This is a genomic window from Sphingomonas sp. GW821-FHT12D09 (assembly GCF_058807215.1).
In genome coordinates this window covers 133463-148128 of the sequence record NZ_JBXAQL010000004.1, presented here as the reverse complement: position 1 = coordinate 148128, position 14666 = coordinate 133463, and the positions used below count along the sequence as shown (strand labels likewise).

Here is a 14666-nt window from a genome sequence, read left to right as displayed (position 1 = left end):
GCCGTCCGGGCACTTCCCGCATAAGGCCGGGCATGCGCCGTACCCTGCTCGTCCTCGCCTCCGCGCTCGCCATTGCGGGCTGTTCGGAAACGCCGCCCGTTGTGCCGGCACCCGCGCCGAGGCCAATGCCCGTACCGACGCCTGCGCCGACCCCGTCACCCGGGTCCGCACCGACGCTGAGTTCCGATTGGCGCGACTGGCCGCTGACCCCCGGTAACTGGGCCTATCGCCAGGATGGGCGCGGATCGATCGCGCTATACGGTGTCGCCGGGGGCGAGGCCGATCTGACCCTGCGCTGCGACAGCGGCCGCGGGCGCGTGGTGCTGTCACGCAAGGGCGAGGGCGTTTCGACGCTGACGTTGCGAACCACCAGTACGCTGCGCCAGCTTGCCGTGCAGCCGGTCGCGGCGGGCGCGTCGCCCTGGCTCGCCGCCGATCTGGCGCCGCGCGATCCGGCCTTGGACGCTATGGGCTTCAGCCGCGGGCGTTTCCTGGTCCAAGGTGCCGGGCTGCCGACGCTGGTGGTGCCCGCCTATCCCGAGATCCTGCGGGTCGCCGAGGACTGCCGGGGATAATTACGGCGCTTCGCGCATTGATGGCGCGAGGAGGGAAGCGATGATCCGCAAGCTCAAGTCCGGAGAATACAGGCTCTATTCGCGCAAGGTCGATCCCGACACGCACAAGCGCCGCAACCTGGGCACGTTCGACACGCGCGCTGCGGCCGAGAAGCATGAGCGCGAAGTGCAGTATTTCAAGCGCCACTAGGCGCGTCGAGCGGCCCTTGGAATGTAGGGGGAGAGGCTGAGTCGCTGCGACGCGGCGCGGGTTCCAGGCCCAGAATTCCAGAATCGCTCAGAATAAAATTTAATACAAGACTTGTTCTGCGACTCGCGGTGATTCAATGTGTTGGCGTGCCTGACAGGGTACGTGCTCTTCAACTGGCGAAAGGAGGTGATCCGATGTCTCATGGTTCAGCAATGGGGTCGGTTCAGTTCGTTCGGGAGACGCACCGCTGAGTTGAGGACGCGATCGGAAGCCCTCCGATCGTAAGGCGCACGGGAGGTATTCTCCTCCAATCAACGGCGTCAGTTCGCAGCAAAGCGGTCCGCATGGTCTCCCGGGCTGGAGCTTCCGGCCGCTGACCATGTCGGAGGTCGCCGGGTCGTCGGGAGACGCCCCGGCGACCTCTTTCATTTTGGGGCCATTTCATTTCAGGCGCGCGCGGATGTGCCGCCTAGTCCCCGCAACGGCGGGGTCTCTCATGCCAAATCGGATTGCGCCATCAGCTCACCGGCACCGATTGCTGGTGGTTGAAGACGTTTTGCGGGTCCCATTGCTGCTTGATCGCGACCAGGTTGCGCGGGTTGGCGCGGAAATTGTCGAGGAAGTAGAGCCGCAGCGCCTGGTCGACATTGCCGGTGGCGGTGGAGCCCAGCGAGAGATCGGGATAGTTGTAATAGCAGCCATCGACGATGCCGTCGGGGTCCAGGGCCGGATCGGGCACGCCGCCGGTCGCCGCGTAGACGAATGCGTAGAATTCATCGATCCAGGCGAGGTGCGCCTGCGCCTGCGCTTCGTCCTGCGCAGAGAGCGGGCCGCCCGGCGGCGAGGCGTTGTTCCAATAGGTCTGGTATTGCAGCTTCATGATCGAGCTGCGCTGCGGCACCGCGGTTGCCGCCGGATCGACGCTGTTGATCGCACCGCCATAGCTGTCCACCTGGAGCAGGCTCTGCGCCATGTCGCTCGCGTCCAGGCCTGGCGGCACGGTGTTCAGCCATTGGTAGATCGTGCTAGCCTGCGCGACGGGGAATGCCGCCTTCATATAGGCCGACTTGTACTTGCCGAACTGGTTCGGGCCCGAGCCGTTCAGCGTCTGCAGGGCTTCGAGATAGGTGAGGTGCTGCGCATCCGCGCTGGCCGGCAGCGCGGTCATCAGGCCGGGATGGCCGCCCAGCGGACGCACCAGCGGGCTTGACGGCGAGATCGCTTCGAAGCGGCGCTTCAGCCGATCGACCTGTGCGGTCGCGCGGGCACGGTGCGCGTCGGCGCTCGTGCCCGGTGCCGACACCGCGTGATAGACCAGCCCGATCTGACCATTTGCGACATGGTTGAGCTTGAGCAGGCTGAAATCGGTATCGGGCATCTCGGTGACCATCTGCGCATAGTCGGCGAGCAGCGCGGTGAAGGCGGCTTCGGGCACGTCGCTCCAGTTCCAGGCGAGCACCCAGAGCGTGGCATGGTCCGGCGCATCGGGCAGGTCGGCGAAATAATAGCGGACGATCACGCCGAAATTGCCGCAGCCCGCGCCGCACAATGCCCAGAACAGGTCCTGCTCGGCCGGGTCGCTGCTGGCGGCGGAGACCTGGCGCAGTGTCGCGGTGCCGCTGTCGGCATCCCAGGTGACGATATCGACCGCGGTGAGATGGTCGATGGTCAGCCCGTGCAGGCGCGAGAGCAGGCCATAGCCGCCGCCCGTGATATGCCCGCCCGCGCCCACCGAATAGCAGGAGCCGGCCGGCAGCGTCTTGCCGAAGCCGTTGAGCAGGGTGCGGTAGACGGTCCAGTTTTCGCACCCGGCATCGACGAAATAGCCGAGCACGGGATCGTGGCCGACCTGGTTCAGCGCCGACATGTCGATCACTGCCTGGGCGGTCTCGTTATAGGCGAAATTCTCGTAGCAATGCCGGCCGGAGACGATCTTCACGTTCGAACCATAGGTGCCGAGCGCTGCCTGGACGCAGGAGGCGACCTCGTCGATCGACGTCGGTACATAGACGGCGTCCAGATTGGGCGAATACCAGCGCCGATCGAACCCCTGCCGATCGCTTGTGGCCACTGCCGCGCCGCTGCGCGTGGGAAAATTGCTCATGCCGATCCCCTCCCGGCGCAAGGTCGCGCTCGGACGGGAATATGCCGTGAAACCCTGCGGTGGTGCGAAAGGATGGCGCCGGAACGGACCAAGTGCGCGCCGGCTGACGAGGGTTAGCCGATGATCGGATATTTCTCGCGCAGCCGGTCGGCGATGCGCTCGACGGCGCTGTTCTCCCCGGCCGCGCCGCCCGGCGTGATCGACCAGTTGCAATGCGGGTGGGTCGCGGCGCTGTAGACCTTCACGTCGCCGATCACGTTGCGCCAGCGCCGGCGGGTGCCGCCCACTTCGCGCAGCAGGATGGCGAGGAACTGGTCGGTGAGGTCGAGCGCAGTCATGCGCCTTCCGCCGCCAGGCCCTTGAGCCGGTAGAGCATCTCCAGTGCCTCGCGCGGCGAGAGGCTGTCGATGTCGATCGCGCCGAGCTCGGTGCGCAGGGTGTCGACCGCTTCTTCCTCCTCCACTGCCATGGCGGCGAAGAGCGGCAGGTCGTCGAGCCCCGCGGCGAGGCCTCCCGTCTGCGCGCGACCGGCCTCGAGCTTGTCGAGCACCGACTTGGCGCGCTTGATCGTCACCGGGGGCAGGCCGGCAAGGCGGGCTACGGCAAGGCCGTAGCTGCGGTCGGCGGGCCCCTCGGCGACTTCGTGGAGCAGGACGAGATCGCCCTTCCATTCGCGCGCGCGGACATGGTGGAGGGTGAGCGCGTCGCAGCGCTCGGCCAGCCGGGTCAGCTCGTGATAGTGGGTGGCGAACAGGCAGCGGCAGCGGTTATCCTCGTGGATCGCCTCGACCACGGCCCAGGCGATGGCGAGGCCGTCGTAAGTGGAGGTGCCGCGGCCGACCTCGTCGAGAATGACGAAGCTGCGCGGGGTGGCCTGCGCCAGGATCGCGGCGGTCTCGACCATCTCGACCATGAAGGTCGAGCGGCCGCGCGCGAGATTGTCCGAGGCGCCGACGCGGCTGAACAGGCGGTCGACGAGCCCGAGCGTGGCGCGGGTGGCTGGGACATAGCTGCCGGCCTGGGCGAGGACGGCGATGAGCGCGTTCTGGCGCAGGAAGGTCGACTTGCCGCCCATGTTCGGGCCGGTGACCAGCCATAGGCGGCTGGCTTCGGAGAGGTTGCAGTCATTGGCGACGAAGCGCCCGCCGCTCTTCGCCACGGCTTCCTCGACCACCGGGTGGCGGCCGCCGGTGATCTCGAAACAGGCATGCTCGACCAGGTGCGGACGCGCCCAGCCGCCCTCGGCGGCACGCTCGGCGAGGCCTGCGGAGACGTCGATCCGGGCGAGGGCGTCGGCGGTACGCGCGATGGGTTCGCAGGCGTCGAGCGCGCGAACGGTGAGGTCTTCGAGATGCGCGGCTTCGGCAGCGAGCCCGTGCGCGCCGGCCTGGGTCACCTTGAGCGCGACTTCGTGCAGCTCGGGGGCGTTGAAGCGGACTACGCCCGCCAGCGTCTGACGGTGGGTGAAGCCCGAGTCCTGCGCCATCAGCGGGTCGGCATTCCTGGCCGGTACTTCGATATGATAGCCGAGCACGCCGTTGTGGCGGATCTTGAGCGCGTTGATGCCGGTGCGCGTCTTGTACTCGGCCTCGAGCGCGGCGATCGCCCGCCTGCCGCCGGCGCCGGCATCGCGCAGGTCGTCGAGCGCTGCGTCATAGCCCTCGGCGATGTAGCCGCCATGTGCGGCATCGACTGGCGGCTCGGGAACGAGCGCGCGGCTGAGCAGGTCGATCAGCGCGCCGTGCCCGCGCATCTGGGGGATCAGCTCGGCAAGGAGTGGCGGGATGCCGATGGCCTCCAGCCGCTCGGCAAGGCGCCAGGCGCCGTCCAGGCCGTCGCGCAGTTGGCCCATGTCGCGCGGGGAGCCGCGGCCGGCGGCGATGCGGCCGAGCGCGCGGCCGATGTCCGGCATCGCCCGTAGCGCGCCGCGGACCATGTCGCGGAGTCCTGAATCGTCGTGGAAATGGGTGACGAGATCGAGTCGGGCCTCGATGCTTGGGCGGTCCATCAGCGGGGCGGCGACATCGCTGCCGAGCAGGCGGGCGCCGGCGCCGGTGACGGTGCGGTCGACGCTGTCGAGCAGGCTGCCCTTGCGGGTGCCAGCCGAGCTGACGGTGAGCTCCAGGCTCTCGCGCGTCGCCGCATCGATCGCCATCGCCGCTTCGGTGCGTGAGACCCGGGGTGGGCGGAGGAAGGGCAGCGAGCCCTTGGCGGTGTGCTCGAGATAGGCGGCGAGGCCGCCCGCCGCCGCGAGCGCGGCGCGCGAGAAGTGGCCGAAGCCGTCCAGCGTGGCGACGCCGAACAGCCGCTTGAGCCGCACCTCGCCGCTCGCACTGTCGAAGTCGATCTTCGGGCGGGTAACCGTGGCAAGCTCGTCGAATGCGGAGCCGTCAGCGACCACCGTCTCTGCCGGATTGAGGCGCGCGACCTCGGCACCGGCGCGGTCGGCGGTGGTCTCGATGATCTCGAATAGGCCGGTCGAGATGTCGGCACAGGCAATGGCGACGCTGCCGCCCGCTTCGCCGACTGCCACGCACCAATTGGCGGTGCGGCTGTCGAGCAGCGCCTCCTCGGTCAGCGTGCCGGCGGTGACGACGCGGACGATCGCGCGGTTGACCAGCGCCTTGGAGCCCATGCGCTTGCGCGCTTCCTCCGGCGTCTCGGTCTGGTTGGCGATGGCGACGCGGTGGCCGGCCTTGATCAGCCGGGCGAGATAGCCCTCCATCGCGTGGACGGGCACGCCGCACATCGGAATCCGCTCGCCCTCATGCTCGCCGCGCGCCGTGAGCGCGATGTCGAGCACGGCGCTGGCGATCTTCGCATCGTCGAAGAACAGCTCGAAGAAGTCGCCCATCCGGTAGAAGAGCAGGCAGTCCTCGGCCTCCGCCTTCAGGGCGAGATATTGCGCCATCATCGGAGTAGGGGCTGCGGAGGACATTGATTGGGGCGTAGCGGAACGCCCTTCGGGATCAACACCCCGGCGCGGCTTTTCCTGGGGAAAAAGCCCGATGTGCGGATTTTCGCACATTCCGGCGGGCAATCCGTGGCGATCTGTTTCGACCGTACGGGAATCTGTCGCAATCGGCACATTGCGACCGCGCAGCGCCCCCCCTAAAGGGAAGGCAATCTGGAGAGAAAAATGTCTGAGGAATCGAACGTCCAGTTCTCGGAGCGCGAGGCGCTGCTGTACCACTCCGAGGGCCGGCCGGGTAAGATCGAGATCGTCGCGTCCAAGCCGATGGCGACGCAGCGTGATCTGGCGCTGGCCTATTCGCCAGGCGTCGCCGTGCCGGTGCTGGCGATCGCGCAGGATCCGGCGCTTGCGTACGACTATACCGCCAAGGGCAATCTGGTCGCCGTGATCTCGAACGGTACCGCGATCCTGGGCCTGGGCAATCTCGGCGCGCTGGCCTCCAAGCCGGTGATGGAAGGCAAGGCCGTGCTGTTCAAGCGCTTCGCCGATGTCGATTCGATCGATATCGAGCTGAAGACCGAGGACGTCGACCGCTTCATCGACGCCGTCGAACTGATGGAGCCGAGCTTCGGCGGCATCAACCTGGAGGACATCAAGTCCCCCGAATGCTTCGTGATCGAGCAGACGCTGCGCGAGCGGATGAACATCCCGGTGTTCCATGACGACCAGCACGGCACCGCGATCATCGCCGCCGCCGGGCTGATCAACGCGCTCCATCTGACCGGGCGCGACATCAAGGACACCCGCGTCGTGATGAACGGCGCCGGCGCGGCGGCGATCGCCTGCGCCGAGCTGATCAAGGCGATGGGCCTGCCCTCGGGCAATTTGCTGATGCTCGATCGCACCGGCGTGATCTACCAGGGCCGCGAAGGCGTGAACCAGTGGCAGTCGGCGCATGCCGTCGCCACCGATCGCCGCAGCCTGGCCGACGCGCTGGAAGGCGCCGACGTGTTCATGGGCCTGTCGGCGGCGGGTGCGCTGCCGGCCGAGCTGCTCAAGAAGATGGCGCTCAAGCCGATCATCTTCGCGATGGCCAATCCCGATCCCGAGATCACCCCGCCCGAGGCGCGCGCCGCGCGTCCGGACGCGATCATCGCCACCGGGCGCTCGGACTATCCGAACCAGGTCAACAACGTGCTGGGCTTCCCCTTCATCTTCCGCGGCGCGCTCGACGTGCGCGCGACGACGATCAACGACGAGATGAAGATCGCCGCGGCGACGGCGCTCGCCGAGCTGGCGCGCCAGCAGGTGCCCGAGGAAGTCGCGGTCGCCTACGGCGTGCAGCACAGCTTCGGCCCGGATTACATCATCCCGGCGCCGTTCGATCCGCGCCTGATGGAGATCGTCCCCGCGGCCGTTGCGCAGGCAGCGATGGATTCGGGCGTGGCGACCAAGCCGATCACCGACATGGTGGCCTATCGCCAGTCGCTGAAGGCGCGTCTCAATCCGACGACTTCGGTGCTCAGCCTCGCCTATGAAGGGGCGCGCGCCAATCCAAAGCGCGTGATCTTCGCGGAAGCCGAGGAAGAAGTCGTGCTGCGCGCGGCGATCGCCTTCAAGGATGGCGGCTATGGTACGCCGGTGCTCGTCGGCCGCGAGAGCGTGCATGAGCGGCTGCGCGCGCTCGGCACCAATCCGGACGAGTTCGAGCTGCACAACAGCGTCAACTCGCCGCTGGTCGAGAAGATGGTCGAGTTCCTCTATTGCCGGCTCCAGCGGCGCGGCTATCTGCGCCGCGATTGCGAGCGGATGGTCAACCGCGACCGCAACATCTTCGGCGCGCTGCTGCTCCAGCTCGGCCATGCCGACGCGATGATCACCGGCGTGACGCGGACCTGGGCCGAATCGATGCGCCAGGTGAAGCGCGTGATCGATCGCCGTCCGGGGCAAACGCCGTTCGGCATGCACGTGCTGGTAGGCCAGTCGCATACAGTCTTCATCGCCGACACGACGGTGAACGAGCGCCCGAATGCGGAAGAGCTGGCCGACATCGCCGAGGGTGCGGCCACCGTCGCGCGGCGCATGGGCCATGAGCCGCGTGTGGCGTTCCTGAGCTACTCCAACTTCGGCAATCCCGAAGGGCAGTGGCTCGACAATGTCCGCGGCGCGATCAAGGTGCTCGACGGGCGTGCGGTCGAGTTCGAATATGAAGGTGAAATGTCGCCCGACGTGGCACTCAATGCGCGCCAACTCGCCAACTACCCGTTCGCGCGGATTTCCGGCCCGGCCAATGTGCTGATCATGCCGGGGCTCCAGTCCGCGAACATCTCGGCCAAGCTGCTGCGCGAACTGGGCGGCGATTCGACGATCGGCCCGATGCTGATCGGCATGGAGAAGCCGGTGCAGATCGCGCCCATGACCGCGACGGCGAGCGAGCTGGTGACGCTGGCGGTGCTGGCGGCAGGCGGGATTGCGCGCTGATCTAGTTCAGCAAAACACCTCTTGCCTGCTACATTTGTAGCATGTTACGTATGTAGCAGGTTGGAGGAGGTCGAGTCGTGATCGAATCACTGCCGCGCCGCGAGCGCGAAGTATTCGAAGCATTGTGCAGCCTGGGCGAAGGCACCGCCGCGGCGGTGCGCGGTGCACTGGCCGAGCCGCCGAGCGATTCGGCGGTGCGCACGCTGCTCGGGCGGCTCAAGACCAAGGGGCTGATCGACCACCGCACGGTCAACCAGGCCTATGTCTATGTGCCGGTGCCGCAAGCCGATGCCGTGGCCGAGACGGCGCTGCAGCGTCTGGTGCAGACTTTCTTCCAGGGATCAGCGGCGCGCGCCGCTACCGCCCTGCTCGGCATGGAGCAGGGGTTGGCTCCCGAGGAGATCGACGAGCTCCAGCGCATGATCGACAAGGCGCGGGGAGAGGCGAAATGATCGCGGACCTGCTGATCGAGCTGGGCTGGAAATCCTCGCTCGCCTGCGCGGTGGCGCTGCTCGCCAGCCACGCGCTCCGGGCCCGGCCCGCGGCGCAGCGCGTGGCGATGCTGCGCGCCGGCCTGGTTGCGCTGTTGCTGTTGCCGCTGCTGATCCTCACCGTGCCGGCGCTCGAGATCGCCGTGCTGCCGTCGCGTGCGGCGGGGCCGGCTTTGGCCCCGGTGCCGGAGATGATGCGGGCGCTGTCCGCCGTCGCGGCACCCGCCGCTCCCAGCGCGCGCCCAGCCGCGCCGGATATCGACTGGATCGCCCTGGCCTATGCGGCGGGTGCGGCATTCGTGCTGCTGCGCCTCGCCATCGGGCTCGTCACGCTGCACCGCTGGTCCCGCCTGGCGGTGCCGGCCTCCCAGCCCGTCTGGGTGGAGGCGATCGCACGGGCTGCCGAAACCTTGAGGCGGCCCGTGCGGTTACTCGTTTCGCCGCGCATCGCCTCGCCGCTGAGCCTGGGGATCACGCCGGCCACTATCCTGATCGGCCCCGATACCGAGCGCTGCCCCGATCGCGCCGCGGCAGTGGTCGCGCACGAGATGGCGCATGTCCGCCGCTTCGACTGGCCGGTGATGCTGGCGACGCGGCTGGCAGTGGCGCTGTTCTGGTTCAACCCGGTCGTCTGGCTGCTCGCTGTCGAGCTTGCCCGCCAGACCGAGCTGGCCGCCGATGAGGAGGCGGTGCGGCATGTCGCACCCGCCGATTATGCGCAGGCGCTGCTCGCGGTCGCCGGCGCGTGCGGCGTGCATTCGGCCTGCGGCATGGCGGTGTCGCGCAGCGCGCTTGGCCGGCGCATCCGCCGGGTGCTCGATGCCGGGCCGCGCAAGCCGGCGAGCGGGCTGCTGTGCGCCGCGCTGATCGGCAGCATCCCGCTGGGGATCGCCCCGCTCGCTGCGATGCAGTTCGTCGAGCAGGCCAGTGTTCCCGCGCCGGCGCCCGCCAATGCCGCGCAGTTCCGGAAGATGCTGGCGGCCTATGCGGCGCGGCCGGGCGCGGTCATCGCGGTTCCGCGGCAGGCGGCGCAGGACGTGCCCGAGGCGGTGCCGGCCAGGCGCGCCACGCCGAAGCGTCCCCCTGCGCCCGCGCCGGCCGCTGCCGGGCTCGAGCCGCCGCTGGCGATGATGCGTGCGCCCGAGGCCGCGCCCTCCTTCGCGGCCAAGTTCGAGGTCAAGGCGGAGCGCTGGCGGGTGTCCAAGCGGGTGCTCAACGGAAAGGAAGTTCCGGGGACGGAGGCGACGCGCCAGGCCGAGGCGACGGGGCTCCGCATGGCCAAGGCCACGGTCGCCGCCAAGCAGGAAGCGCAGCCGCTGCCGGTCAAGACCGTCTGGGGTGCGGGTCCCGATCTGCGCGCGCAGGTGGCGCAGCGTTTCGAGGCGGCGAACAAGCTGCGCCTGGCCGCGATGGAGTATCGCGAAAAGGCCAAGGATGTGAGCCTGCCGCCCGATATCCGCCAGGGCTATTACAACGCGGCGGCATCGCTGCGCGACGAAGCCGAGAAGCTCAAGAAGCAGGCCGAGCAGATGATGGGCAACCTCTAGCCCCGGCTTGACCCTCCACCACCGAACCAAAGCGCGGCTTTCGCGCCACGGGGCCGGCTTGCCCGGCGAATAAAGGGAGAATGACGATGCGTTCGATCCTGTTCCTGTCCCTCGTCCTGGTCGGCGCCTGCGCGGCGCGTTCACCGGCGCCGGAGCCCGTGGCGGGGTTCGCCTATAGCGACCTCGCCCTGGACACCGAGGCCGGCCGCGACATGCTGCGCGACCGCGTCGAGACGGCGGCACGTGCTTTTTGCCGGGTGCATGCCGACCAGGTCACGCCCCAGCTGATCCGCAACGAGGCAGGCTATTGCCTCGACACGCTGCGCCAGTCGCTGGTCGCCGAGATGCCTGCCCCGCTGCGGCGGGCCTATTTCCGGCGCTAGCCGTCGATGCTGATGCCGAGCGAGGCGTTGACCAGCCCGCCATCGACCGTGATCGTGTCGCCCACGACATAGTCCCCCGCGCGGCTGGCCAGGTAGATGGCGGCGCCGGCCATGTCCTCGTCCACGCCGATGCGCCTGGCCGGGATCGCCCTGGCAACATCGCCGCCATGGTCGCGCGCCGCCTTGTTCATATCGCTGGCAAAGGCGCCGGGAGCGATCGAAGTGACGTTGATCCGGTCGCGGATCAGCCGGGCGGCCATGCGCTTGGTCAAATAGATCAGCGCCGATTTCGAAGCGTGATAGCTGTAGGTTTCCCAGGGGTTGAGCCGCTGGCCGTCGATGGAAGTGATGTTGATCACCTTGGCCGGGCGTTCGCCCGCGCCGGCGGCCTTGAGCAGGTCGAACAGCGCCTGGGTGAGGAAAAAGGGCGACTTGAGGTTGAGGTCCATCACCTTGTCCCACCCCTTTTCGGGGAAGGTGTCGAAGGGCTCGCCCCAGGCGGCGCCGGCATTGTTGACCAGGATGTCGAGCCGCTCCTCGCGCTCGGCCAGGGCAGCGGCGAGGGCCTTGCAGCCTTCGACCGTGCCGACGTCCATCGGCAGGGCGATGCAATTCGGGCCGAGCGCGGCGGCTGTCTCCTCACAGGCTTCGGCCTTGCGGGAGGAGACATAGACCTTGGCGCCCTGGGCCACATAGCCCTTGGCGATCATCCGGCCGATGCCGCGGGATCCGCCGGTGATCAGGGCGATGCGGCCGTCGAGGCGGAATAGGCTGTTCGTATCCATTATGGTTATCCTCTCCATATCTGCTCCCCCTCCGCTTGCGGGAGGGGCTGAGGGAGGGGAGTGCCGCGAACCTCATCCGTGAGATCAGGCGCTCCCCCGACCCCTCCCGCAAGCGGAAGGGGAGAAAGAAGTCGTCAGCCTCCCCGCTTCAGCGTCTCGCGGGCGATGATCAGCTGCTGGATCTGGCTGGTGCCTTCGTAGATCCGGAACAAGCGGACATCGCGGTAGAGCCGCTCGATGCCGTAGTCGGCGATATAGCCGGCGCCGCCGAAGATCTGCACGGCGCGATCGGCGACGCGGCCGACCATCTCGCTGGCGAAATACTTGGCGGCGGCGGCTTCCATCGTGGTGTTCTCACCGGAATCCTTGGCCGCGGCCGTCTCCAGCACCAGCGCGCGGGCGGCGAGGGCCTCGGTCTTGGAATCGGCCAGCATCGCCTGGATCAGCTGGTGCTCGGCGATCGGCTTGCCGAATTGCGTGCGTGTCGACGCATAGGCGACGCAGTCGGCGATCAGCCGCTCGGCGACGCCGACGCAGACCGCCGAGATGTGCAGGCGACCGCGGTCGAGCACCTGCATGGCGATCTTGAAGCCTTCGCCCTCGGCACCGAGCCGGTTGGCGGCGGGGACGGGGGTGTCGTCGAACACGACATCGGCGACGCGGGCGCCCTTCTGGCCCATCTTCTTCTCGGGCTCGCCGATGCTGATGCCGGGCAGGTCGCGTGGCACCAGGAAGGCGGAGACGCCGCGGCCGCCCGGTTCGTCGCCGGTGCGGGCCATGACGGTGAACAGCTCGGCCTTGTCGGCATTGGTGATGAAGCGCTTGGTGCCGGTGAGGCGATAGACATCGCCGTCCTTGACCGCCCGGGTCTTCACCGCGCCGCTGTCCGATCCGACATCGGGCTCGGTCAGGGCAAAGCTGGTGACGATCTCGCCGCTGGCTATGCGCGGCAGCCAGTGCGCCTTCTGCTCGGCGGTGCCGGCCATGACCAGGCCCTGGCTGCCGATGCCGACATTGGTGCCGAAGCTCGATCGGAATGCCGGGGTGGTGCGGCCGAGCTCGATGGCGACCTTGCACTCCTCGAGCATGGTCAGCCCCAGGCCGCCATAGTCTTCGGCGATCGACAGGCCGAACAGGCCGAGCTGCTTCATCTCCGCGGTGACGTCCGCGGGGATGGCGTCGGCAGCCTCGACATCGGCTTCGAGCGGGCGGAGACGCTCGCTGACGAAGCGGCGGATGGTGTCGATCAGCGTGTCGAAGACTTCGGGGTCGAGCGCCATTGCTTCACGTTCCTCAAGTTCGAAGCGGGACGCTATACCGGCGATACTGCATCGGGCAAGCCATACCCGATGTTCCAATTGCTTTCGGTTGACCCCCGGTCGGCGGCACCTATGCTGCGCGGCGACAAGCGTTTTGAGAGGGTGGCGAGCATGGAGACCAACCAGGCGGCAGTGCCGCCGACCCGGCGGATTCGCGGCCCGATCATGCTCGCTTATGGCTTCGGCACCGTGGCCTATGGTGTGAAGGACTTCTGCTTCTCGACCTTCCTGCTCTTCTACTTCAACCAGGTGCTCGGCCTGTCGGCGACGGAAGTGGGCTTTGCGATCATGTGCGCGTTGCTGCTCGACGCGGTGGCGGACCCGGCGATCGGTTTCCTCTCCGACCGCACCCGCAGCCGCTGGGGCCGGCGGCATCCCTGGATGTATGCCTCGGCGATTCCCATCGCGGTCGGCTGGCTGCTGCTGTGGAACCCGCCGGCGCTGTCCAATGCGCATCTGCTGCTCTGGGTGTTCGGCATGTCGGTGCTCGTCCGCACCGCGGTCAGCGCCTATGAAGTGCCGAGCCAGGCGCTGACTCCGGAGCTGTCCGCCGATTACGAAGAGCGGACGCGGATCATGTCCTATCGCTTCCTGTTCGGCTGGGCCGGCGGGCTGGGGATGATGATCCTCGCTTATGCCTGGCTGCTCGGCCCGTCGCCGGGCCACCCCAACGGCCAGCTGGTCCGCGAGAATTACCCCGGCTTCGCACTGGTCAGCGCCGGGCTGATGGCCTTTGCCATCCTCGTCTCGGCGCTGGGCACGCATCGCGAGATCAAGCGGCTGCCGCAGCCGGAACTGGCCCGCCAGCCGCTCGGCAAGCACTTCGCCGAGCTCGGCCAGACGGTGAAGAACCGCGCCTTCCTGATCTTGATGGCGGCGGGGCTCTGCTATTATTCGGCGCAGGGCGTCAGCTTTGCGCTGTCGAGCTATGTCTACGCCCATGTCTGGCGCTTCCAGAACCAGCAATTCACCCTCATCGCCTTCTCTCTCCTCGCCGGCGCCTTCATCGCCTTCTTCGTCGCGCCGCGGGCCTCGCGCCGGCTGGGCAAGCCCAGGGCGGCGATGTGGCTGATGGCCGGCGCGGCCTTCTGGGTGGCGCTCCCCTATGTGCTGCGCCTCGCCGGGCTGTTCCCCGAGCCCGGGAACCCGTGGATGCTGCCTTCGCTCCTCATCATCTACGCGCTCAATGTCGGGTGCAGCATCTCGGCAACGATCCTGGGCGGCTCGATGATGGCCGATGTCGTCGAGCAATCGGAGATCGAGACCGGGCGGCGGAACGAAGGCGTGTTCTTCGCCGGTGCCTTTTTTGTGCAGAAATGCTGCAGCGGGCTGGGCATCTGGGCGACGGGTCTCCTCCTCGACCTGGTCGACTTCCCGGCAGCGGCGAAGCCCGGCCAGGTGCCGGTGGAAGCAGTGGATCGGCTGACCATTCTCTTCTCCGTTCTCTATGCCGTGCTCGCCTTTGCCGCGGCGGGCTTTTATCGGGCCTTTCCGTTCGGCAAGGTGGAGCACGAGGCGCGGGTCGCTGCGCTCGCCGGAAAGGCGGAAATGTCCGCCGGGGCCTGAGCTCCGGCGGACATCCTTTCCTCCCCAGGAAATTCGTTCCTCATCCTTTTCCGTCATCCCCGCGGAGGCGGGGATCCAGAGCCCAGGGCCTCATCGCTTGTGACCTGGATTCCCGCCTTCGCGGGAATGGCGGAGGAAGAGGGAAAGTCTTCATCCTCAGGCCACGCGGCCCAGGCGGTGATAGAGGTTGGCGTATTTCACGCTCTCCGGTGCGTCCTTCACCTTCTCGAGATGGGTGGCGACCGCATCGCGGATCAGGCGGAAATCCTCGGTCGAGAAGACGGCGCGGCTGCGCTGGGGTTCGGTCATGG

At 67.9% G+C, this 14666-nt stretch carries 13 protein-coding genes; 7 read left to right on the top strand and 6 right to left on the bottom strand.

Features of this window, described 5'->3' with window-relative positions; all coding sequences use genetic code 11:
- Positions 1–125 precede the first annotated feature (125 nt).
- Positions 126–575 carry a hypothetical protein gene (locus tag AC1RPL_RS17880; RefSeq protein ID WP_493071222.1) on the top strand — a complete coding sequence of 150 codons (450 nt, stop codon included), beginning with the start codon at positions 126–128 and terminating at the stop codon, positions 573–575.
- Between the two features lie 40 nt (positions 576–615).
- On the top strand, positions 616–765 hold the full coding sequence (locus AC1RPL_RS17875; protein ID WP_180147137.1) for a hypothetical protein: 150 nt from the start codon (positions 616–618) through the stop codon (positions 763–765).
- A 517-nt stretch (positions 766–1282) separates the two neighbouring features.
- On the opposite strand, the gene AC1RPL_RS17870 is transcribed toward AC1RPL_RS17875, so the two are convergent.
- The 3 genes from AC1RPL_RS17870 to mutS form a co-directional block, all read right to left on the bottom strand.
- Complete coding sequence (locus AC1RPL_RS17870) at positions 1283–2869, bottom strand: FAD-binding oxidoreductase (protein ID WP_493071221.1); 1587 nt, start codon at positions 2867–2869, stop codon at positions 1283–1285.
- Positions 2870–2982: 113 nt separating this feature from the next.
- The gene (locus tag AC1RPL_RS17865; protein ID WP_493071219.1) at positions 2983–3207 is read right to left on the bottom strand and encodes a hypothetical protein; all 225 of its coding nucleotides are present in this window, start codon (positions 3205–3207) and stop codon (positions 2983–2985) included.
- On the bottom strand, positions 3204–5783 hold the full coding sequence (mutS, locus tag AC1RPL_RS17860) for a DNA mismatch repair protein MutS (RefSeq protein ID WP_493071790.1): 2580 nt from the start codon (positions 5781–5783) through the stop codon (positions 3204–3206). The genes AC1RPL_RS17865 and mutS overlap by 4 nt, the downstream gene beginning before the upstream one ends.
- Positions 5784–6008: 225 nt before the next feature.
- On the opposite strand from mutS, the gene AC1RPL_RS17855 reads away from it, so the two are divergent.
- The 4 genes from AC1RPL_RS17855 to AC1RPL_RS17840 all read left to right on the top strand — a co-directional run bounded on the left by AC1RPL_RS17855 (position 6009) and on the right by AC1RPL_RS17840 (position 10685).
- On the top strand, positions 6009–8264 hold the full coding sequence (locus AC1RPL_RS17855) for an NADP-dependent malic enzyme (protein WP_493071217.1): 2256 nt from the start codon (positions 6009–6011) through the stop codon (positions 8262–8264).
- A 77-nt stretch (positions 8265–8341) separates the two neighbouring features.
- Positions 8342–8716, top strand: coding sequence for a BlaI/MecI/CopY family transcriptional regulator (locus tag AC1RPL_RS17850; protein ID WP_493071215.1), 375 nt, complete (start codon positions 8342–8344; stop codon positions 8714–8716).
- On the top strand, positions 8713–10302 hold the full coding sequence (locus AC1RPL_RS17845; RefSeq protein WP_493071214.1) for a M56 family metallopeptidase: 1590 nt from the start codon (positions 8713–8715) through the stop codon (positions 10300–10302). Before AC1RPL_RS17850 ends, AC1RPL_RS17845 begins: the two co-directional genes overlap by 4 nt.
- A gap of 86 nt (positions 10303–10388) precedes the next feature.
- Positions 10389–10685 (top strand): UrcA family protein, encoded by a 297-nt coding sequence (locus AC1RPL_RS17840; RefSeq protein ID WP_493071212.1) that lies wholly within the window; start codon positions 10389–10391, stop codon positions 10683–10685.
- Here the strand turns inward: AC1RPL_RS17840 and AC1RPL_RS17835 are convergent.
- Together AC1RPL_RS17835 and AC1RPL_RS17830 are read right to left on the bottom strand one after the other, a co-directional pair.
- Complete coding sequence (locus AC1RPL_RS17835; RefSeq protein ID WP_493071210.1) at positions 10682–11470, bottom strand: SDR family NAD(P)-dependent oxidoreductase; 789 nt, start codon at positions 11468–11470, stop codon at positions 10682–10684. The two genes, AC1RPL_RS17840 and AC1RPL_RS17835, sit on opposite strands and share 4 nt — an antisense overlap.
- A gap of 134 nt (positions 11471–11604) precedes the next feature.
- Complete coding sequence (locus AC1RPL_RS17830; protein WP_493071209.1) at positions 11605–12750, bottom strand: acyl-CoA dehydrogenase family protein; 1146 nt, start codon at positions 12748–12750, stop codon at positions 11605–11607.
- Between the two features lie 150 nt (positions 12751–12900).
- Between AC1RPL_RS17830 and AC1RPL_RS17825 the strand changes: the two genes are divergently transcribed.
- A complete protein-coding gene (locus AC1RPL_RS17825) occupies positions 12901–14355 on the top strand; it encodes an MFS transporter (protein WP_493071207.1) in 1455 nt (484 codons plus the stop codon).
- A gap of 156 nt (positions 14356–14511) precedes the next feature.
- Here AC1RPL_RS17825 and AC1RPL_RS17820 read toward each other — a convergent pair whose 3' ends face one another.
- Positions 14512–14664, bottom strand: a complete 153-nt coding sequence (locus tag AC1RPL_RS17820; RefSeq protein ID WP_180147184.1) for a hypothetical protein — start codon at positions 14662–14664, stop codon at positions 14512–14514.
- Positions 14665–14666 lie beyond the last annotated feature (2 nt).